This window comes from Azoarcus sp. Soil_N_20 (assembly GCF_057656155.1).
Map to the genome: position 1 here is coordinate 215426 of NZ_JBDGKX010000006.1, position 20755 is coordinate 236180.

General features: G+C 64.8%; 16 protein-coding genes, 1 pseudogene and 2 riboswitches. Of the genes and pseudogenes, 10 read left to right on the plus strand and 7 right to left on the minus strand.

Annotated elements, in window-relative coordinates; translation table 11 throughout:
- Window positions 1-76 precede the first annotated feature (76 nt).
- The 3 genes from ubiB to AC3A35_RS14090 form a co-directional block, all read right to left on the minus strand.
- Window positions 77-1609, minus strand: coding sequence for a ubiquinone biosynthesis regulatory protein kinase UbiB (gene ubiB / locus AC3A35_RS14080; RefSeq protein ID WP_487436761.1), 1533 nt, complete (start codon window positions 1607-1609; stop codon window positions 77-79).
- Window positions 1610-1721: 112 nt separating this feature from the next.
- A complete protein-coding gene (locus tag AC3A35_RS14085; protein WP_487436762.1) occupies window positions 1722-3818 on the minus strand; it encodes a TonB-dependent receptor domain-containing protein in 2097 nt (698 codons plus the stop codon).
- 167 nt (window positions 3819-3985) lie between these two features.
- Window positions 3986-4363, minus strand: a complete 378-nt coding sequence (locus AC3A35_RS14090) for a hypothetical protein (RefSeq protein WP_487436763.1) — start codon at window positions 4361-4363, stop codon at window positions 3986-3988.
- 151 nt (window positions 4364-4514) lie between these two features.
- On the opposite strand from AC3A35_RS14090, the gene argS reads away from it, so the two are divergent.
- From argS to AC3A35_RS14115, 5 genes are all read left to right on the plus strand, one after another.
- Window positions 4515-6278, plus strand: a complete 1764-nt coding sequence (gene argS, locus AC3A35_RS14095; protein ID WP_487436764.1) for an arginine--tRNA ligase — start codon at window positions 4515-4517, stop codon at window positions 6276-6278.
- A 12-nt stretch (window positions 6279-6290) separates the two neighbouring features.
- A complete protein-coding gene (locus AC3A35_RS14100) occupies window positions 6291-6869 on the plus strand; it encodes an SPOR domain-containing protein (RefSeq protein ID WP_487436765.1) in 579 nt (192 codons plus the stop codon).
- 71 nt (window positions 6870-6940) lie between these two features.
- Window positions 6941-7588: a thiol:disulfide interchange protein DsbA/DsbL gene (locus AC3A35_RS14105; protein ID WP_487436766.1), complete on the plus strand. Its 648-nt coding sequence runs from the start codon at window positions 6941-6943 to the stop codon at window positions 7586-7588.
- Window positions 7589-7624: 36 nt separating this feature from the next.
- Complete coding sequence (locus tag AC3A35_RS14110; protein WP_487436767.1) at window positions 7625-8407, plus strand: SDR family oxidoreductase; 783 nt, start codon at window positions 7625-7627, stop codon at window positions 8405-8407.
- A 73-nt stretch (window positions 8408-8480) separates the two neighbouring features.
- Window positions 8481-8897 carry a PilZ domain-containing protein gene (locus tag AC3A35_RS14115; protein ID WP_487436768.1) on the plus strand — a complete coding sequence of 139 codons (417 nt, stop codon included), beginning with the start codon at window positions 8481-8483 and terminating at the stop codon, window positions 8895-8897.
- Window positions 8898-8951: 54 nt separating this feature from the next.
- Here AC3A35_RS14115 and AC3A35_RS14120 read toward each other — a convergent pair whose 3' ends face one another.
- Window positions 8952-11552, minus strand: a complete 2601-nt coding sequence (locus AC3A35_RS14120) for a TRAP transporter permease (RefSeq protein ID WP_487436770.1) — start codon at window positions 11550-11552, stop codon at window positions 8952-8954.
- A 153-nt stretch (window positions 11553-11705) separates the two neighbouring features.
- Window positions 11706-12674 (minus strand): TAXI family TRAP transporter solute-binding subunit, encoded by a 969-nt coding sequence (locus AC3A35_RS14125; protein WP_487436771.1) that lies wholly within the window; start codon window positions 12672-12674, stop codon window positions 11706-11708.
- A 377-nt stretch (window positions 12675-13051) separates the two neighbouring features.
- Window positions 13052-13138, plus strand: a riboswitch (cyclic di-GMP riboswitch).
- Between the two features lie 24 nt (window positions 13139-13162).
- On the opposite strand from AC3A35_RS14125, the gene AC3A35_RS14130 reads away from it, so the two are divergent.
- Window positions 13163-15034 (plus strand): S8 family serine peptidase, encoded by a 1872-nt coding sequence (locus tag AC3A35_RS14130; RefSeq protein ID WP_487436772.1) that lies wholly within the window; start codon window positions 13163-13165, stop codon window positions 15032-15034.
- A 236-nt stretch (window positions 15035-15270) separates the two neighbouring features.
- Here AC3A35_RS14130 and AC3A35_RS14135 read toward each other — a convergent pair.
- Both AC3A35_RS14135 and AC3A35_RS14140 read right to left on the minus strand, forming a co-directional pair.
- Window positions 15271-15450: pseudogene (locus AC3A35_RS14135) on the minus strand (IS5/IS1182 family transposase); the annotation flags it as partial.
- A 319-nt stretch (window positions 15451-15769) separates the two neighbouring features.
- On the minus strand, window positions 15770-16132 hold the full coding sequence (locus tag AC3A35_RS14140; protein ID WP_487436773.1) for a hypothetical protein: 363 nt from the start codon (window positions 16130-16132) through the stop codon (window positions 15770-15772).
- Between the two features lie 405 nt (window positions 16133-16537).
- A riboswitch (cyclic di-GMP riboswitch) is annotated at window positions 16538-16624 on the plus strand.
- Window positions 16625-16717: 93 nt separating this feature from the next.
- On the opposite strand from AC3A35_RS14140, the gene AC3A35_RS14145 reads away from it, so the two are divergent.
- The 4 genes from AC3A35_RS14145 to gspG all read left to right on the plus strand — a co-directional run bounded on the left by AC3A35_RS14145 (window position 16718) and on the right by gspG (window position 20747).
- A complete protein-coding gene (locus AC3A35_RS14145) occupies window positions 16718-18520 on the plus strand; it encodes a S8 family serine peptidase (RefSeq protein ID WP_487436774.1) in 1803 nt (600 codons plus the stop codon).
- A 205-nt stretch (window positions 18521-18725) separates the two neighbouring features.
- Window positions 18726-19205: an Ig-like domain-containing protein gene (locus AC3A35_RS14150; RefSeq protein WP_487436912.1), complete on the plus strand. Its 480-nt coding sequence runs from the start codon at window positions 18726-18728 to the stop codon at window positions 19203-19205.
- Between the two features lie 257 nt (window positions 19206-19462).
- Window positions 19463-20110 (plus strand): PEP-CTERM sorting domain-containing protein, encoded by a 648-nt coding sequence (locus AC3A35_RS14155; RefSeq protein ID WP_487436776.1) that lies wholly within the window; start codon window positions 19463-19465, stop codon window positions 20108-20110.
- A 181-nt stretch (window positions 20111-20291) separates the two neighbouring features.
- Complete coding sequence (gene gspG, locus AC3A35_RS14160; RefSeq protein ID WP_487436777.1) at window positions 20292-20747, plus strand: type II secretion system major pseudopilin GspG; 456 nt, start codon at window positions 20292-20294, stop codon at window positions 20745-20747.
- Window positions 20748-20755 lie beyond the last annotated feature (8 nt).

Sequence of the window (20755 nt, forward strand, 5' to 3'; positions counted from 1 at the left end):
GTGCTTGCGTGACGTTGCCTCCATTTGATGACGTTGGCGAGGAATCGTTCGCGTCTCGACCGCCGAACGTCCCGGCTCAGGCGCTCAACAGCCGGTATGCCTCCACTGCGAGCAAGGCGGCCGCAAGCAGTCCCACCAGGGTCAGCGTCCACCCCTGGCGGCGCTGGAGCCGGGCGATCTCGTCGAGTTGCTGCTGCTGCGCGGCCTGCTGCTTGCCGCTGTCGGTCAGGGCGTGATGCACCAGGCGTGGCAGTTGCGGCAAGGTGGCGGCCCAGCCCGGCGCTTCCTCCTTCACCCCGCGCACCATCGCGCGCCAGCCCATCTGCTCGTCCATCCAGCGCTGCAGGAAGGGTTTTGCGGTCTTCCACAGGTCGAGTTCGGGGTCGAGCTGGCGACCGAGCCCTTCGATGTTGAGCAGGGTCTTCTGCAGCAGCACCAGCTGCGGCTGGACTTCCATCTCGAACCGGCGGGCAGTCTGGAACAGGCGCAGCAGGGTCTTGCCGAAGGAGATGTCCTTCAAGGGCTTGTCGAAAATCGGCTCGCATACGGTGCGGATCGCCGCTTCGAACTCGTCGACGCGGGTCTTGGCCGGCACCCAGCCGGCTTCGATGTGGGCCAGTGCGACCCGGTGATAGTCGCGCTTGAAGAAGGCGAGGAAGTTGGTGGCGAGGTAGGCCTTGTCCACCTCGTTGAGCGTGCCCATGATGCCGAAATCGAGCGCGATGTAGCGTCCGTCGAGGCGGACGAAGATGTTGCCGGGGTGCATGTCGGCATGGAAGAAGCCGTCGCGGAACACCTGGGTGAAGAAGATCTCGACCCCGGCGCGGGACAGCGCGGACAGGTCCGTGCCCTGGGCCTTGAGGGCCTCGGTCTGGGAGATCTGCACGCCGTGCATGCGCTCCATCACCATGACCTTGCGCCCGCACCAGTCCCAGTACACCTCGGGCACGACCAGCAGCGGCGAGTCCTTGAAGTTGCGCCGCAACTGCGAGCAGTTGGCGGCCTCGCGCATCAGGTCGAGTTCGTCGTTGAGGTACTTGGTGAACTCGGCGACCACCTCGCGGGGCTTCAGCCGCCGGCCCTCGGGCCAGATCTTTTCCAGCACCATGGCGGCGACTTCGAGCAGCGCCAGGTCGTGCGCGATGACGCGCTCGATCCCGGGGCGAAGCACCTTCACCGCGACTTCGGTGCCGTCGGGCAGTTCGGCGAAGTGCACCTGCGCCACCGAGGCCGACGCCACCGGGGTGCGGTTGAAGTTGCGGAACACCTCGTCGACCGGTCTGCCGTAGAAGTCCCGCAGCAGGGCCAGCGCCTGCTCCGTCGGAAAGGGCGGCACCTTGTCCTGCAACATCGCCAGCTCGTCGGCAAGGTCGGGTGGCAGCAGATCGCGGCGGGTCGACAGCATCTGCCCGAACTTGACGAAAATCGGCCCGAGCGACTCGAGCGCGCGTCGCAAGCGCACCGCGCGCGGTTCGTCATAGGTGCGCCAGAAGAACACCTTGTGCCACAGCCGGCCGAGACGTCCGCTGGCATCCGCGTCGAGGATCATGCGGTCGAGGCCGAAGCGCAGGCTGACGGAAACGATCTTGGCGAGACGGAGAATGCGCACGGGGAGGAGGGGGCAGCCGCAAAGGCCGGACTGTAGCCGGAAAGCGGGGGGCGCGAAAGGGCGCCGTCGGCATGTCGGCCGGCCCGACCCTGCGGACGGCCGACATGCCGGGTCAGAACGACACGCGCACGCCCACGGTGAGGTTGCGTCCGGTGAGCGGGGCCGCGTCCTTGATGAAGGAGGTGTGACTGTAGGCGAGCTGGTCGGTGAGGTTGGTGCCCTTCAGGTAGACGCTGTACGGCAGCGCATCGAAGCGTCCGCTGTAGCTCAGTCCGAGGTTGAACATGGTGTAGCCGGGGGTGCTGGTTTCGAAGTCGGCAATCCGGTCCTGCCGGCCGACGCGGTAGGCTTCGGCCTCTCCCTTCCAGCCCTGCCAGTGCGCATCCAGGCGCAGGCCGACGCGATGCGCGGGGATGCGCGGCAGGTCGCGGTTGCCGCTGCCACCGCTCAGGCGCGCGCGGACGTGATCGCCAAACAGGGTGAGGCCGAACATGGCGTTCAGGCGCTGGCGGATCTGGCCTTCGATGCCGGTGAAGGTGGCGTCGCGCTGGGCGTACTCGATCAGCTGCAGGCCCTCGTGTTCATCCAGGGTGCGCGCATAGATGTAGTCGGACACCCGGTTGCGGAAGGCGCTGACCGAGAAGGTGGTGTCGCCGGCGAGTTTGCGCAGGCTGAGGTCGAGGTTGTGCGAGGTCTCGGGCGTGAGCTCGGCGTTGCCGCGCTCCAGGGTGCGGGTGGCGAGGTGGAGCCCGTCGGCGTAGAGCTCTTCGGCGGTGGGCAGGCGCTGTGCGCGCGCGAACGATGCGCCCAGGGTGTAGCCGGGGGTGAAGGTCCACAGGGCGCCGAGCGACAGCGAATTGCCGTGGTGGCTGCGATCACGGGCCGCCGCATCGCTGTCGATCTGCTGCCATTCGCGGCGCAGGCCGGCTTCCAGGCGCCAGGCGCCGGCTTCGAGGGCTTCGACGACGTAGAGGCCGTGTTTCCCGGTGAGCGTGGGTTCGAGGTAGGCTTCCTCGCCGGTGGCGCTGAAGTCGCGGCGCGAAGTCTGCAGGCCGATGACCCCGCGCCAGCTGGCGAGCGCATGGTGTTCCAGTTCGATCCGTCCGTCGTGGGCGGTGTTGCGGAAGCGGGTGGCGACCTCGCCGCCCTCGATCTCGTCGTGACGATAGTCGGTATGGCTGGCGCGCACGCGGATCCGGGCGAAGCCGGCGAAGGGCTCGCGGTATTCGCCGCGCAGGTCCCAGCGCGCGCTGATCAGATCCACGAACGGCACCTCGCCGTGCGCCGCCTCGTGATCGTGGTCGTCGTCCGCACCGTCGCCGCAGTCCAGGCGATCACCCTCGGCGTGGCACTCCTCGAGCTCGCCGCTGTGACCGGGCAGGCCGTATTCGTTGTGCTGATGGGTGTAGGCCAGTCCGAGCCAGCCGCGGTCGCCGATCCACGACAGGCCGAGGCTGCCGGTTTCGGTCTTGTTGGCGCTTCCGTCCACGCGGCGGCCTTCCGACCAGCCATGTCCGACCCGATAATCGCCGGCGTCGCGCTTGAGGCCTTCGGCGTGGATGGCGAAACTGCCGGCGCCGGCGCTCACCTCGAAAGCACCGGCCCCTTCATGCGCGGCGGTATTGCCGCGCACCTCGACGCTGCCCTCGACCCCGCGTTCGGGAATCGCGCTCGGGATCTTGCGGTCGAGCACGTTCACCACCCCGCCGATGGCGCCACTGCCGTAGGCCAGCGCCGACGGGCCGCGCAGCACCTCGATCTGTTCGCTGAGCATGGGTTCGAGCGCAACGGCGTGGTCGGGGCTGATGGTCGACGCGTCCATGACCTCGGCCCCGTCCGACAGCACTTTCACGCGCGGACCGTCCATGCCGCGGATGATGGGGCGGCTCGCACCGGCCCCGAAATGGGTGCTGCGGATGCCCGGCTCGCGGGCCAGCGTTTCGCCCAGGGTTGCGGCGCGATGCAGCACGAGTTCATCGCCGGAAAGCACGCTCACCGGCGTGCTCATGTCCAGGATGCCGAGCTCCAGCGCGCTGGCGGAGACGACCACGGGGTCGAGGGTCGGGGTCGGCCCGGAAGCCTGGTTGTCGACCGAGGTATTCGGGTTGCTGCCGGGCGCTGCGGCGGGCGAGGCTGCGGTGGCGTTGTTTGTCGGGCTGGCGAGGGCGAGCAGCAGAGCCAGGTGGAGCGGGTGGAGCTTGGTGTGCATGAAGGTTCCTGGACGCGGTTTTGGGGCGGCCGCGCGCGATCCGCCCGCCGCGTCAGGCAACGGGGCGAAAGAGGGATCGTGGCATGGCGCCCGCTTGCGGAAGTGGGACGTGACGCGAGCGGAATCGGGCCGCATCGGCGGCCATGAGACGACTCGCGGGGAACGGCTTACGCGTGCGTCGGGGGGGCGCGACAGCGCGGGCGCAGGCCGGCGCAGCTGTGTGCTGCGATGGCCGGACGGCCTGCTGGGTGGCTGTCGGCGGGCGCGGCCGGCATCGCAGCGGCGGCTCGCGTCAGCGCCAGGTCGAGACCGCAGAGGGCAAGGCAGTCGGCGCAGACGGTCGCGTACGGATGCTCGCCGTCGTCGTTGACGGTGAGGTTCTTGGCCGCGACGGCGGCGCGCGTGCCGGTCGGCTGGTCGATCGCCGGAGCGGATGTCGGCTGCTCGCCGAGGTGGGCGATCCGGTGCGCGTGACCGCCGACCTGGGCGAGGATCAGGCTCAGCAACAGCGGGAAGAGGAAGGACGGGCAGCGCATCGGCGCCATTGTAGGAGCGGGGATGAAGTAAACGCAACGGTGTTGCAGATGATTCGCGACCCATAGCTGGCTGTCGCCTGCAATTCGCGCTCACACGTTGGCGGCAGGCAGCGTTGACCGATCCGCTATAATCACCGGTTTAGATGTCCCGACACCCGTGATGAGCGCCGACCCCAAAGTACTACTTGCCGATCTGCTGCAAGCCGCGCTGAAAAGCGTTGCCCCGGATCTGGCCGATACCGCGATCCTGCTGGAACGCCCGAAACTGGCGGACCATGGCGATTTCGCCACCAACCTCGCGTTGCAGCTGGCCAAACCGCTGCGACGCAATCCGCGCGAGTTGGCCGGCCTGCTGCTGGCCGAGCTGCCGGCGTCGACGCTGGTGGCGAAGACCGAGGTGGCCGGTGCCGGCTTCATCAACTTTACCCTGTCCGCGGCGGCGAAGACCGCCGTGGTGAGCGCCGTGCTGGCGGGAGGCGTGGATTTCGGCCGTGGCGCGAAGAAGGGGTTGAAGGTGCAGGTGGAGTTCGTCTCCGCCAACCCGACCGGACCGCTGCATGTCGGCCACGGCCGTGGTGCGGCGTACGGCGCCTCGTTGTCGGACGTGCTCGACTTTGCCGGCTACGACGTCACCCGCGAGTACTACGTCAATGACGCCGGGCGCCAGATGGACATCCTCGCGTTGTCGACCTGGTTGCGCTATCTCGCCGGTTTCGGTATCGAGATCCCGTTTCCGCCCAATGCCTACCAAGGCGACTATGTGGCGGACATGGCGCGCGAACTGCGCGATGCCCACCAGGATCGCTTTGCCCGGGTCACTGCGGCGCAGCTCCTCGAAGGCACCCCCGGTCTGCCGGCGGCCGATCGCAAGGATGACGAGGCCAAGCAGCAGCGCGAGCTTCATCTCGACGCGCTGATTGCCAACGCCAAGGGCCTGCTCGGCGAGGACTATCCGTGGGTGCATGGTTTCGCGCTCAACGAGCAGTTGAGCGACGGGCGCGAGGATCTGGCCGAGTTCGGCGTGCATTTCGACAAGTGGTTCTCGGAGCAGAGCCTGTTCGATACCGGTCTGGTCGAGCGTGCGGTGAAGCAACTCGAACAGCAGGGCCACGTCTATCTGCAGAACGGCGCGCGCTGGTTCCGTTCGACCGCCTTCGGCGACGAGAAGGACCGCGTGGTGCAGCGCGAGAACGGCCTGTACACCTACTTCGCCTCCGACATCGCCTACCACCTGAACAAGTACGAACGCGGCTTCGACCGCATGATCGACATCTGGGGCGCCGATCACCATGGATACATCCCGCGGGTGAAGGGTGCGATCGCCGCCCTCGGCCTGCCCCCGGAGAAGCTCGATGTGGCGCTGGTGCAGTTCGCCGTGCTCTACCGCGACGGGCAGAAGACCTCGATGTCCACCCGCTCGGGCGAGTTCGTCACCCTGCGCGAGTTGCGCAAGGAGGTCGGCAACGACGCCTGCCGCTTTTTCTACGTGCTGCGCAAGTCCGACCAGCACCTCGACTTCGACCTCGATCTGGCCAAGAGCCAGAGCAACGAAAACCCGGTGTATTACGTGCAGTACGCCCATGCCCGGGTGTGCTCGGTACTCGCCCAGTGGGGCGGCGAGCGCGCCGAACTGGCGACGGCCGATCTGGAACAACTGCAGAACGAGCGTGAGCTTGCGCTCTGTGCCCGTCTCGCGACCTTCCCGGAAGTCGTGCAGTCGGCTGCCGAGGACTACGCGCCGCACCAGATCGCCTTCTACCTGAAGGATCTCGCGGCCGACTTCCACAGCTGGTACAACGCCGAGCGCATGCTGGTCGAGGACGAGGCACTCAAGCTCGCCCGCCTCGCGCTGGCCGAGTCCGTACGGCAGGTGCTGGTGAGCGGCCTCGCCGTGCTGGGCGTGTCTGCGCCCCGGTCGATGTAAGCGGAGAGAGCTGTGAGTCGAGACCGCAAAACCACGCGCAAACCCGCCCGCCCGCCCGCGCGCAGCGGCGGCGGTACCCTGATCGGTATTTTCATCGGCCTGATGATGGGGGCGCTGATAGCCGCGGGCGCCGCGTGGTATTTCACCCGCGCCAATCCGTTCCAGTCCACGCCGGCGGCACCGCGCATGCCGACCGCGGATCAGCCGCCGGCTGCCCTGCCAGGCAAGCCGGGGGATCGTCCGGTGGTGAAGCAGGATTTCGACTTCTACAAGATCCTGCCGCAGGGCGACAATGTGCCCGCTGCACAGGCGCCCGCCGCCGCACCGAGCACGCCACCGCCGGCCAAACCGGCCGATCGTGTGTACCTGCAGCTTGGTGCCTTCGAGAATGCGGCGGAGGCCGACAACCTGAAGGCCCGGCTGGCATTGGCGGGTGTCGAGGCGAGCTCCCAGCGCGGTCAGTTGGCAGACGGCCGTATCGTGCATCGGGTGAGGATCGGGCCGTTCGCCGGGCCCGAAGAGATGAATCCGGTGCGTAGCCGGCTCGCCGAGGCCGGCTTCAACGCCACGGTGACCCGCGCCAGCCAGTGATATCTGCCCCGGGCGCGGAACAATGCCGCGTCGCGTGCGTCTGAATCCAAGTTATCGACCAGGAGTAAAGAATGAATCGTCGTCATGCCCTTCAGCAACTCGGTGCGCTTGCGCTTCTCGCCAGCCCCGCAGCTCAGGTGTTCGCCCAGCGCGCTGCGGGGCCGGGGTTCCAGACCCTGGATCCCGCGGTGCCGACGACGGCCAAGGGCACGATCGAGGTGATCGAGTTCTTCCACTACGGTTGCCCGCACTGCCGTGATTTCGATCCCTTGCTGGGGCAGTGGATCAAGCGTCTGCCTGCCGATGTGAGTTTTATCCGGGTGCCTGCGATCTGGGGTAACCCCCAGTTGCTGGGTCTGGCGCGCCTGTATTACACCCTCGAGGTCACAGGCCAGGTCGAGAGTCTGCACGAAACAGTCTTTGTCGCGGTGCAGGAAGACAAGAGTCCGCTGCACACCGAGGACGGTGTGCGTGAGTGGGCGGGCAAGCGCAAGGTCGACGTCAAGGCCTTCATGGACACCTACAAGTCCTTCGGCGTGCAGTCCATGGTCCAGCGTGCCGACCAGGCGGCGCGTGCCTACAAGATCCAGGGCGTGCCGACGATGGCGGTGGATGGCCGTTTCCTGACCGCGGCGTCGATGACCGGCAGCCACGAAGCCACCCTGAAGCAGGTCGATCAATTGCTCGCCCGGGTGCGCACCGAGCCGCGTCGCGGCTGATGTCGTCGAGTCAGTCATGCCGTCGCCGCCGCAGCGGTGACTGAGGCGATTGAGCCGAAGCGAGTATTCATCACCGGGGCCTCGAGCGGTCTGGGTGCGGCGCTTGCGCGCGATTACGCCGCGCAGGGGGCAAGCCTGGGCCTGGTGGCACGTCGCGCCGGCCCGATGCGTGCACTGGTCGCGGCGCTGCCCGGCGAGCACCGGTTGTTCGTTGCCGATGTCGGCGATGTGCAGGCCATCGGCAGTGCAGCCGCACGGTTCGTCAGCGAGGTCGGGGTTCCCGACATCGTCATCGCCAACGCCGGGGTGTCAGTCGGCACCTTGACCGAGGCGGCCGCGGATCTCGATGCGTTCGAACGTGTGTTGCGTACCAACCTGCTCGGCATGGCGGCCACCTTCCAGCCCTTCGTCGAGGCCATGCGCAGCCGCGGCAGTGGCCGACTGGTCGGGATCGCGTCGGTCGCGGGAATTCGTGGTCTGCCCGGTGCCGGTGCCTACAGCGCCTCCAAGGCCGGTGCACTGGCCTATCTCGAGAGCCTGCGGGTGGAGTTGCATGGCAGCGGGGTTCGGGTGGTGACCGTGGCTCCGGGGTATATTCGAACGCCGATGACCATGGTCAACCCCTATCCGATGCCGTTCATCCTGCCGGTCGATGTCGCTGCCCGGCGGATCGCGCGAGTCATCGACCGGGGCCAGCGCTACGCCGTGGTGCCCTGGCAGATGGGGGTGGTGGCAAGGCTGCTGCGCCTCCTCCCGCGCGCCCTGTTCGATCCCCTGTTTGCCCGTGCCGGGCGTAAGCCGCGCGGTCTGCCCTTGTGAGTCAATACATCACGACTGCGCGGACGAAGCTGCGCTACCATTTTCGCCTCTACCTGCTTCGGGAATACGCGCGATGAATGCACCGCTGATCGATGATACCGCCGAGCGCCGTGCTCGCCAGCGCTTCGTGGCCCGGCGTCGGGGAGATCCCTGCTTCCGGGTTGTGCTCGATGGGCAGCGGGTTGCCCTGAACGACCTTTCGCTCGAAGGTTTCTCGCTACTTGCGTTGCCGACGCTGAGCACTGGATCGAGCTTTCAGTTCGTCCTGCAGCGTGACGGCATTCCTGACGAAATCAACGGTTGGGCGGAGGTGGTGAACCAGATTGCGGACGGCGGGAATCTGACCGCCGGCTGCCGGTTCACGACGCTGGATGAAGCCGGTGCCGAACGCCTGAACGAATGGCTGGTGGCCCATGTGATTGTGAATGCGACCGTCCGGATCAGCGAGAAAGATGCCGCCGCGATCGTTCGCGGGCGCTCTCTGGTCTAGGCCGCAGGCGATACTGCGCCGACCGGCATTGATGCCGCCCGGCGCGGCGTAAGGCTACGCGACGACCGCGGCCGGAGCTTCCCGGCGGCGGCGCTGGGACCATACGACCAGGCCGAGCACGAGCAGCGCAGGGACGAACACCCATTCCTTGGCGGGGCGTTCGGCCGGAACTTCGATGTGGGTGATCTTCAGTCCCTGTTCCAGTCCGAGCTTTTCCGCCTGACTGCCGAACTTCACTGCAGCGACCTGGATTTCTTCGCCCAATTGCATCACCGTGACCCCCATGGCTGCGAGGCGCTCGCGAGCGCTGCCGGTGTTGCCGAGCGGGAGTAGCACGCCTTTCGCGACGTCGTCGCCTTCAATGCTCAGGCCTTCGACGAATATCCGCAGATTGCCATTGCGCGGAGCTTGTTCGACGAGCGTGGTCAATTGCGTGGATGGCACCGCGTCATAGGGGGGATACACCATGTCCATCCAGAACCCGGGGCGAAACAAGCTGAAGGTAACGAGCAGCAGAAGGGCGGATTCCCAGATTCGGTTGCGAGCGAGGAACCAGCCCTGGGTCGCTGCAGCGAACATCAGATTGGCGAGGATCGCGCTCGAGACGGTTAGTGCGAACAGCCACCATGAGTCGACGCCGATCATCAGCAATTGGGTGTTGAAGATGAACATGAAGGGCAGGATCGCGGTTCGGATCGAGTAGAAGAACGCCTGGAGCCCCGCCGCGATCGGGTCGCAGCGCGCAATGCCGGCCGCCGCGTAGGAGGCGAGCCCGACCGGCGGGGTGACGTCGGCCATCAGGCCGAAGTAGAACACGAACAGGTGGACCGCGATGAGCGGTACGAGCAGGCCACTCTGGGCTCCGACCTCCACAACCACCGGCGCCATCAGGGTCGACACCACGATGTAGTTGGCGGTGGTCGGTAGTCCCATGCCGAGGATCAGGCAGATGACCGCGACCAGCACCAGCATGATCAGCAGATTGCCGCCGGAGATGATCTCGACGAGTTCGGTCAGTACCAGCCCCACCCCGGTCAGGGTGACAGTCCCGACGATGATGCCGGCGGTTGCAGTGGCAATGCCGATGCCGATCATGTTGCGCGCGCCGCTCACGAGGCCGGTGTAGAGGTCATCGACTCCGCGGCGGAAGGCAGCCCCGAGCTCACCGGTACCGCGAAACATGGCCTGCAGCGGGCGTTGGGTGAGAAGAATGAAGATCATGAAAGTCGTTGCCCAGAATGCCGATAGCGCAGGCGAGAGCTCCTCCACCATCAGATTCCAGATCAGGGCGATCACCGGAAGCAGGAAGTAGAGCCCGGTCTTCAGCGTGGGGCCGGTCTCGGGCAGTTCGATCAGCGGCGAATTGGGGTCATCCATGTGCAGCTCGGGCTGCTGTGCGGAGTACCACAGCAGTCCGATGTAGACGGCCAGCATCAGCAGCGAAATGATGACAAACGAAAAGTCGCCGGCCACGCTCTTGATCCAGCCCAGGCCGTAATACACGACGCCAGCCAGAATCAATAGGCCGCTGACGGTGAGGCCGAAGGACAGGATGCGACGGCCTGCAGGGTGGATGACCCGGCGTGGCAGTCCGCGGATGTCGGCCTTCATCGCTTCCAGGTGAACGATGTAGAACAGCGCTATATACGAGATGATCGCGGGCAGGAAGGCGTGCTTGAGCACCTCGGTGTAGGGGATGCCGACGTACTCGACCATCAGGAAGGCGGCCGCGCCCATCACCGGAGGCATGATCTGGCCATCGACCGACGCCGCGGCTTCGACGGCGGCGGCCTTCTTGGGCGCATAGCCGACGCGCTTCATCAGCGGGATGGTGAAGGTGCCGGTGGTCACGACGTTGGCAATCGACGAGCCCGAGATCACGCCGGTCGCGGCCGAGGCCAGTACGGCGGCCTTCGCCGGGCCGCCTCGCAGGTGGCCGAGCAGGGAGATCGCCGATTTGATGAAGTAGTTGCCGGCGCCGGCGGTTTCGAGCAGCGATCCGAACAGCACGAACAGGAAGATGAAGCTCGTCGATACGCCCAGCGCGACCCCGAAAACGCCTTCGGTGGTGAGCCACATATGGCTCATGCCCTTGCCCAGCGAGGCGCCGCGGTGGGCAATGGCGTCCGGCATGTAGGGGCCGAGAAAGATATAGCCGAGGAAGACCGTGGCGAGGATGACCAGTGGCACGCCCAGTACGCGCCGCGCCGCTTCGAGCAGCAGGATCATGCCACAGACCGAGACCCCGAGGTCCAGTGCGGTGGGCAGGCCGGGGCGGCCTGCCAGTTCCCGGTAGTACAGCAGGAGATAGCTGGCACACAGTCCGCCGACGATGGCAAACAACCAGTCCGCGAGCGGAATGCGGTCACGTGGCGAACGCTTGAAGGCCGGGTAGGCGAGGAATCCGAGGAAGACTGCGAAGGCGAGGTGCAACGCGCGGGATTCGGTGTCGTTGAGGACGAAGAAACCGAACACGAACGGCAGCGGCGATGCGATCCAGAGCTGGAACAACGACCATGCGAGGGCTGTGCCGGCAATGATTGCGGCGGCAAGGCCGATCGGCTTTCGGCCGCCTGTGTCCGCCTCCGCGACGATCTGCCGGAGCTGCTCGTCGGTCAGTTCGAGTGTGGTGTGTTTTGTGTCCGGGCGAGCCATGTGCCGTACCTCCCTGGGGTCGGGTAATACGCAAACGCAGCAACATGCTGTCGACACGTTGCTGCGCGAGTCGGTGCGGGCATCATCGCAAACCGAGAGGTCTTGCCGCGATGCCTGGTGATCGCGCCGGCACCGGGGCGTCGGCGCGTCGGATTACATCCAGCCCTTTTCCTTGTAGTACTTCACCGCGCCGTTGTGCAGCGGGGCCGACAGGCCATCCTTGACCATGCTCTTGGGCTCGAGGTTGGCAAACGCCGGGTGCAGTTTCTTGAAGTCCTCGAAGTTGTCGAACACCGCCTTCACCATGGTGTAGACCACGTCGTCCGACACCTTGGCCGAGGTTACGAAGCTCGCGACCACGCCGAAAGTCTTGGTCGGGTCGGGGTTGGCCGCGTACATGCCGCCGGGAATGGTGACCGCGGCGTAGTACGGATAGTCCTTGATCAGCTTGTCGACGCTGGCACCGACGATTGGCACCAACTTGGCGCCGCAGGTCGTGGTCGGATCCTGGATGTTTGCGGCAGGGTGGCCGACGACATAGGCGAAACCATCGATCTTGTTGTCGCACAGCGCGGCGCCGTGCTCGTCGGGCTTGAGCTCCGAGGTAAGCGAAAAATCTGAGGTCTTCATCCCGATCGCCGGCAACAGCATGTCCACGGTGGCGCGCTGGCCCGATCCAGGGTTGCCGACGTTGAAGCGCTTGCCCTTGAAGTCCTCGAACTTGCTCACACCGGCTTCCTTGCGGGCGAGCACGGTCAGCGGTTCGGGATGCAGGGCGAAGACGGAACGCAGTTCGGTGACCGGGCCGCCATCCTTGAACTGGCTGAGCCCCTTGACCGCGTTGTACTGGACGTCGGACTGGGCGACGCCGAAGTCGAGTTCGCCGGCCTTGATCGTATTGACGTTATACACGGAGCCACCCGTGCTCTCGACCGAGCAGCGGATGCCGTGCTTGGCGCGATCCTTGTTCATCAGGCGGCAGATCGCGCCGCCGGCGGCATAGTACACGCCGGTGACGCCACCGGTGCCGATGGTCACGAATTTCTGCTGGGCGTGCGCGGGAACAGCGCCGACAGTGCTGGCGAGCGCGACTGCGGCTGCGATTGCGGTGAAGACCTTCATAGTCTCATCCTCGTTGGGAGTGATAGAAAAATGGTGCGCCGTGGGCGGTATCTTCAGCAGAGCGATGGCACTGAAAGGGCACCTGCACGGCGTCCAGCATACGACCTGAAGTTCAGGGTTTCACAAAAATACTCGCCTGTCAGTTAGGGATAGTCCGCATCGGGGCGTGCCCCTCCGATCGATGTCGCCGATGCCCATGTCTTGCCTGTTAGGCATATTTGGTCATCATCGTTAAAAAAGTCGCAAAAGGGCCTAAAGAAAAGCCACGAGCGGTCGTTGACATGGTGCATGCGATGTGAAAGCGTAACAATACTTTAGTGGCAATCCAGTTGCCGTCACATCGAATTAATATTCGCGCCAACGTATTTGTTGTCGCGGCCTGAAAAAGGCAAACCCGTCGAAAGGCGGGGACGCAAAGTTACCGGTCTAAAGGGCTCGTGCCCCATGACAGCGGGATTGCCAGGTGATCTTGCCCACCCTGCGGGGTGGTGCGCGCTCGCTTCATGCAATCGGTTGATCGTGAGTCACGACCAGCAATCAACCGCATGGAGCCAATGATGAGAACCGCGCACCGCAGCACCCCCGCCACCTCCCGCACATCGATCCGTCTTCCGACACTCGCCTGCCTCGCGCTCGCACTGGGTGCGCTTTCCGTCCCCGTTGCTGCACAGCCCGCGCCGAGCGAGGGTGAGTGGGTGCCGGGCCGCCTGCTGGTGCAGCCCCGTGCGGGTCTCTCCGAAGCCGAATTCGACAAGATCGTCAAGCAGCACGGTGGCAAGCAAGTCGGCAAGATCGAAGGCATCGACGTGCGCATCATCCAGTTGCCGCCGCAGGCTTCCGAGAAGGCAGTCGAGGCGCTGCTGAAGCGGAACAAGCATCTGAAGTTTGCCGAACGGGACTTGCTGCTGAAAGTCGATGCAACAGTCAATGACCCGTACTTCAGCAAGGGCTGGCACCTGCCCAAGATCGCTGCGCCCACCGCATGGGACTACGGCATGGGCAGCGGGGTGACCATCGCGATCCTCGACACCGGCGTCGATTCGAGCCATGCCGACCTGAGCGCCCGGATGGTGTCGGGCTGGAACTTCTACAGCAACAATTCCGACACTTCCGACGTACACGGGCACGGTACCAAGGTAGCCGGCACGGCTGCCGCCAGTACCAACAACAGCCTTGGCGTCGCCGCCTTGGCGGGTGGCGCCCGCATCATGCCGCTGCGGGTCACAGACGCCAACGGCTATGCCTCATACAGCACGATTGCCAATGCCGTCACTTGGGCGGCGGACAAAGGTGCCAGGGTCGCGAACATCAGCATCGGCGGGGTCGCCGGCAGCTCGAGCATCCGGAACGCCGCGCAGTACATGAAGAACAAGGGCGGTCTGGTCGTGGCTGGGGCTGGCAACAGCGGCGGCGAGGAAAGTATTTCTGCCACCGACACCATCATCAGCGTTTCGGCGACCACCAGCAGTGACGCGAAAGCCAGCTGGTCGAGCTACGGCGCCTACGTCGACCTCGCAGCCCCCGGAGTCAGCATCTATACGACGACCCGGGGTGGGAGCTATGGTACGGCGAGTGGCACATCGTTCTCCGGCCCGGTCGTTGCCGGCGTCGTCGCGCTGATGAAGTCGGTGAATTCGAGTCTCTCGCCGAGCGAGATCGAGAAGCGCCTCGTCTCAACCGCCACGGACCTTGGCACTGCGGGATGGGACAAGTACTACGGTCACGGCCGGGTCGACGCGGGTGCAGCCGTCGCGGCCGCCAAGGGCGCCTCGACCGCGGACACCACCGCGCCCACGACCTCGATCTCCTCGCCCACCGGTGGCAGCACGGTGAAGGGCTTGGTTGCGGTCGACGTCGGCGCGACCGACAACGTGGGGGTGAGCCGGGTGGACCTGCTGGTCAACGGTGCCAAGATCGCGAGCGACACGACTGCACCGTTCGGTTTCAGCTGGGATAGCACCAAAGTCGCCGACGGCAGTGCGAAGCTGACGGCGGCCGCATACGATGCCGCAGGCAATCCGTCGTCGTACAGTGTGACCGTCACGGTGGCGAATGCCGTCGCCACGGATGACGGCGCCAATACTAGCGATACTACGGCGCCGGTGGCCAATATCGATAAGCCGACCGACGGCAGCAACGTGAGCGGCAATGTGGCCGTGGCGGCGAGCGCGACCGACAATGTCGGCGTCACCAGCGTGCGGCTGTTGATCGACGGCAAGGTGGTTGCCTCGGCCAGCGGATCGAGTCTTTCCTATCGCTGGAACACGAAAAAGGCGAGCGCGGGTACCCATGCGGTCACCGTCGAGGCTGTCGATGCGGCGGGCAATATGGGCAGCAAGAGCGTCAAGGTCACGAAATAACGCCTGTCTGCCTCATTGGGTTGGTCCTGGGGTAGGGTCGAGAAGACCTGCGGCAGTCCGTATGCGGGGCTGCCGTAAGCTGACGATGGCGCAGGAGGTCCGGGTGCGGCTGCGCATTGTGGGTGCAGTTCCGGAACAGCTAAGCCCGCCTTTTGCACTATGGACGCGCCGTGCGTCCAGATCTTGGGGGGCACGCAGTTCGGCCTGCCGTCCCCGCCCCGGGGGCGGCGGTCTCATCGTCGCTGCGCCAGGTCGGTCTCGCGCTGGCGCTGCTCCAGCCGGGTCCGGGCCTCGGCAATCGCCGCCAGGCGCTGCTCGCGCCGCGCGATTTCCGCCGGGATGTCCAGCTCAGGCTCGTCCTTCTCAGTCTCGTCAGCTGAATTTGCGCGCTTGAGCAACGCTTCGACCTGCGCGCGCCAAGGCCGCAAGGGTGGTCATTTACTGGGCGGATGAGACGGCCGTTTTGCGCCAGTCGGGTGCACCCCGGTACTCGAAGCTGCCGCACGCTGGGCCAAGCTGTGGACGATCTTCACCAATCGCGGGGAGATTGGGTTCGGGACCGTGGAGGGCACTTCAAGGCTGCGCTGCGGCTGGAGCCACCGAGCTATGACGACTCGCCGCGCTGCCCGAGCGCGTCCGCTCGAGCTTCAATCACCTGGCCGCTGCGTATGCAGCGCAGTACATGCATTTTTGTCCCTTATGACTTCACTCTTTACAGATTCTGATCAAACTTTGTCATACGGTGAGAGCCGGGGCGATGATCTGTTCGGAGAGTCTGCAGGCGGCGGCGATGGCGCTGCGTCCAATGCGGGTGAGGTTATAGCGATAGGTTCCGCCGACCTTCTTGATGAGGCCGAAGTCGCGCAGGCGTTTCAAGTAGCGGGTGGTGCTGGTTGGGGACAACTGGGGGAGAAACGGTTTCAGGTCGGCAGGGCGCACGCCGCGGATCTTGAACTGCGGATGTTGCAGCGAACACAGCAGGGAATGCTCGGCCTTGTCGAAGAAGTTGAACCCCTTGATGCTGCGATCGCGCAACGGTTCGGCAAAGCGCGGGTAGTCAAAAATCCGGATGTGGTGCGCGTTCAGGAAACTGGTCATCCCCGCGTGATCGCAGGCGCCCGGCAGCGTGCCCGTAATACGATCCGGTCGTAACGGCTCAGTACCCCTGCGATCCGGTCACGGTGGCATTCAAGAAGCTGCGCGTGCATTGCCACCTCCACTTCGTGTCACTGAGCCCTGCAACTTTAACCTGTTTGGTTCCGGCTTCGCCGGCTTAGGGCTAGTCCGAATCGGGTCGTGCCGCGCCGATGTCGCCGATGCCCATGTCTTGCCTGTTAGGCATATTTGGTCGCCATCGTTAAAAAAGTCGCAAAAGGGCCTAAAGAAAAGTCATGCGGGGTCGTTGACATGGTGCAGGCGATGTGAAATGGTAACAATACTTTAGTGGCAATCCAGTTGCCGTCACATCGAATTAATATTCGCGCCAACGTATTTGTTGTCGCGGCCTGAAAAAGGCAAACCCGTCGAAAGGCGGGGACGCAAAGTTACCGGTCTAAAGGGCTCGTGCCCCATGACAGCGGGATTGCCAGGTGATCTTGCCCACCCTGCGGGGTGGTGCGCGCTCGCTTCATGCAATCGGTTGATCGTGAGTCACGACCAGCAATCAACCGCATGGAGCCAATGATGAGAACCGCGCACCGCAGCACCCCCGCCACCTCCCGCACATCGATCCGTCTTCCGACACTCGCCTGCCTCGCGCTCGCACTGGGTGCGCTTTCCGTCCCCGTTGCTGCACAGCCCGCGCCGAGCGAGGGTGAGTGGGTGCCGGGCCGCCTGCTGGTGCAGCCCCGTCCGGGTCTCTCCGAAGCCGAATTCGACAAGATCGTCAAGCAGCACGGTGGCAAGCAAGTCGGCAAGATCGAAGGCATCGACGTGCGCATCATCCAGTTGCCGCCGCAGGCTTCCGAGAAGGCAGTCGAGGCGCTGCTGAAGCGGAACAAGCATCTGAAGTTTGCCGAACGGGACTTGCTGCTGAAAGTCGATGCAACAGTCAATGACCCGTACTTCAGCAAGGGCTGGCACCTGCCCAAGATCGCTGCGCCCACCGCATGGGACTACGGCATGGGCAGCGGGGTGACCATCGCGATCCTCGACACCGGCGTCGATTCGAGCCATGCCGACCTGAGCGCCCGGATGGTGTCGGGCTGGAACTTCTACAGCAACAATTCCGACACTTCCGACGTACACGGGCACGGTACCAAGGTAGCCGGCACGGCTGCCGCCAGTACCAACAACAGCCTTGGCGTCGCCGCCTTGGCGGGTGGCGCCCGCATCATGCCGCTGCGGGTCACAGACGCCAACGGCTATGCCTCATACAGCACGATTGCCAATGCCGTCACTTGGGCGGCGGACAAAGGTGCCAGGGTCGCGAACATCAGCATCGGCGGGGTCGCCGGCAGCTCGAGCATCCGGAACGCCGCGCAGTACATGAAGAACAAGGGCGGTCTGGTCGTGGCTGGGGCTGGCAACAGCGGCGGCGAGGAAAGTATTTCTGCCACCGACACCATCATCAGCGTTTCGGCGACCACCAGCAGTGACGCGAAAGCCAGCTGGTCGAGCTACGGCGCCTACGTCGACCTCGCAGCCCCCGGAGTCAGCATCTATACGACGACCCGGGGTGGGAGCTATGGTACGGCGAGTGGCACATCGTTCTCCGGCCCGGTCGTTGCCGGCGTCGTCGCGCTGATGAAGTCGGTGAATTCGAGTCTCTCGCCGAGCGAGATCGAGAAGCGCCTCGTCTCAACCGCCACGGACCTTGGCACTGCGGGATGGGACAAGTACTACGGTCACGGCCGGGTCGACGCGGGTGCAGCCGTCGCGGCCGCCAAGGGCGCCTCGACCGCGGACACCACCGCGCCCACGACCTCGATCTCCTCGCCCACCGGTGGCAGCACGGTGAAGGGCTTGGTTGCGGTCGACGTCGGCGCGACCGACAACGTGGGGGTGAGCCGGGTGGACCTGCTGGTCAACGGTGCCAAGATCGCGAGCGACACGACTGCACCGTTCGGTTTCAGCTGGGATAGCACCAAAGTCGCCGACGGCAGTGCGAAGCTGACGGCGGCCGCATACGATGCCGCAGGCAATCCGTCGTCGTACAGTGTGACCGTCACGGTGGCGAATACCGTCGCCACGGATGACGGCACCAAGAGCGGCGATACTACGGCGCCGGTGGCCAATCTCCGTAAGCCGACCGATGGCGCCCAGTTGGGAGTCAATGTGGGCGTGGCGGGGGAGGCGACCGACAACGTCGGCGTCACCAGTGTGCGGCTGTTGATCGATGGCACGGTGGTTGCCGCGGCCAGCGGATCGAAGCTTTCCTATACCTGGAACACGACAAACGCGAGCAAGGGTAGCCATACGGTCACCGTCGAGGCTGACGATGCGGCGGGCAATACGGGCAGCAAGAGCGTCACGGTCACTAAGTGACGTTTGTTGAGAACTGAGACCAGCCTGCTGACGGCGGTCTCGACAGTGAGTACGGGGCCCGACGGGCCCCGTCGCATTTCCGCGGTGGACTTGACGGGATGTGCCGCACGCCGGTTGTGTCGGAGAATTTTACTGTCTGAAGACAGCAGAAGAATAAGCCCTTAAAAAACAAGGGCGTGAAATTTGGCACACTTCCCAGGTCGACCTGCACGTGAACGGCAAGCTGTTGGCCTCGGACAAGTCCTCGCCCTACGGCTTCAGTTGGGACAGCAGCAAGGTGGCCGACGGCGACGCCACTCTGATCGCCTACGCCTATGACGCCGCCGGCAACTATGCTACCCACGGCGTCAAGGTGACCGTGGCGAACAGCAGCCAGACGACCGAGCCGGAGCACAGCCCGACCACCGACACCAACGCGTCCGAGGCCACGATCAGCAGCCCGACCGACGGCACGCGGCTCACCGGACGCGGCAGCGTCGATGTAAACAGCAGCGCCACCGACAATGTCGGCGTCACCCGTATGAAGCTGTTCATCGACGGCCAGCTTGTCAGGAGCAGCAGCAACGGCAGCCTGAGCTACAAGTGGAACATCAACAAGCTGTCGGCCGGCTCCCATACGCTGCTGGTCAAGGCGGTTGACGCCGCCGGCAACAAGGGCACTCGGAGTATTTCGGTCACCGCGTGACCTTTGTTGAAAACTGAGACCAGCCTGCCGACGGCGGTCTCGACAGTGAGTACGGGGCCCGACGGGCCCCGTGGCATTTCCGCGGTGGGCTTGACGGGATACGCCGCACGCCGGTTGCGTCGGAGATTTTTACAGTCTGAAGGCTACAGAAAAATAAACACTTAAAAAACAATGGTGTGACATTTGGCACGTTTTCTGCTCGATTACGCTTGACTCGCTGGGGTGGGTGGCGAGGCAAACACGACACGAGGTGTGCGATGAAAACGAAACTGCTTGCCCTGCTGCTCAGTGCCGCGGGTACGCTGCTTGCCCTGCCGGCCCATGCCGTCCTGTTCTGCAGTGATGGCAACCAGACGGAAGGAATTTCCGAAAGCAACATGACGTACGACGGTGCCAACGCCAACGACTGTTACGGGGTGGTGTCCGGCAATGTCAACGATCAGACCAACCTTGACGGCATTGTCTCCAGCAAATGGGGCACGGGATGGGAGTTCCTGCTCCAGGGGGACGAAACCGGTAATACTGGCACTGGCTCGGATACGGGGATGTTCGGGGGTTACACGTTCACTCTGACTTGGGACAGTGGTACTCCCAATACTTGGTCTCTTTCGGCCACGGGAAGTCCCTTGCCGGCCGACTTCGATTTCGTAGCCGCGTTGAAGGGCGGCGACGAGTACGCGCTGTGGTTCTTCGACGACATCGCTGTAGATGTAAACCCGACCGACGGTACGTGGGAGATCGTTTTCACGAACAATGGTGGTCAAACCCCCGACCTGTCGCATCTAGCGCTGTTCATCCGTGAAGGCGGCGGCGGGATCATTGGGGTGCCCGAGCCCGCGTCACTCGCCCTGCTCGGCTTGGGTCTGGTCGGCTTGGCCGCGATTCGGCGTCGCAAGAGTGCCTGAGTCGGGGGCACGTCGAAGGGCACTCTGCGGAGTGCCTTTTTTTTTGCCTTCGCCGCTGTTCCGATTCCTTGGCTCCGCGTTCTGCGTCGCCGCCTTCAGCGGGTGCCCGTCCGGCGCATGCTCACATGCAGGCGCGTGCTTGTGCCACAATTCCCACGGCTGACATTGGGACGGAATGGCGATGAACAAGCTCCGGAGTGGGCACAAGGTGGATTTCTCCGTGGGTGAAGCCGTGCGCACGCGCGGCTTCACCCTGCTCGAACTGCTGGTGGTGATGGTCATCATCGGCCTGCTCGCGGGCTACGTCGGGCCACGCTTCTTCTCGCAGATCGGCAAGTCCGAAGTTAACACCGCGCGGGCACAGCTCGATGCCTTCGGCAAGGCGCTTGACCAGTATCGCCTCGACGTCGGCCGCTATCCGTCGTCGGAGCAGGGCCTGGAGGCGCTGGTGGTGGCGCCCAGCGGCGAGAAACGCTGGCAAGGGCCGTACCTGAAGAAGGCAGCGCCGCCCGACCCCTGGGGCAAGCCGTACGCCTACCGCCACCCCGGTGAGCATGGCGAGTACGACCTCTATTCCTATGGCGCGGATGGCCAGCCGGGGGGAGAGGGTACTGCCGTGGATATCGTCAATTGGTGAGCGCCGAG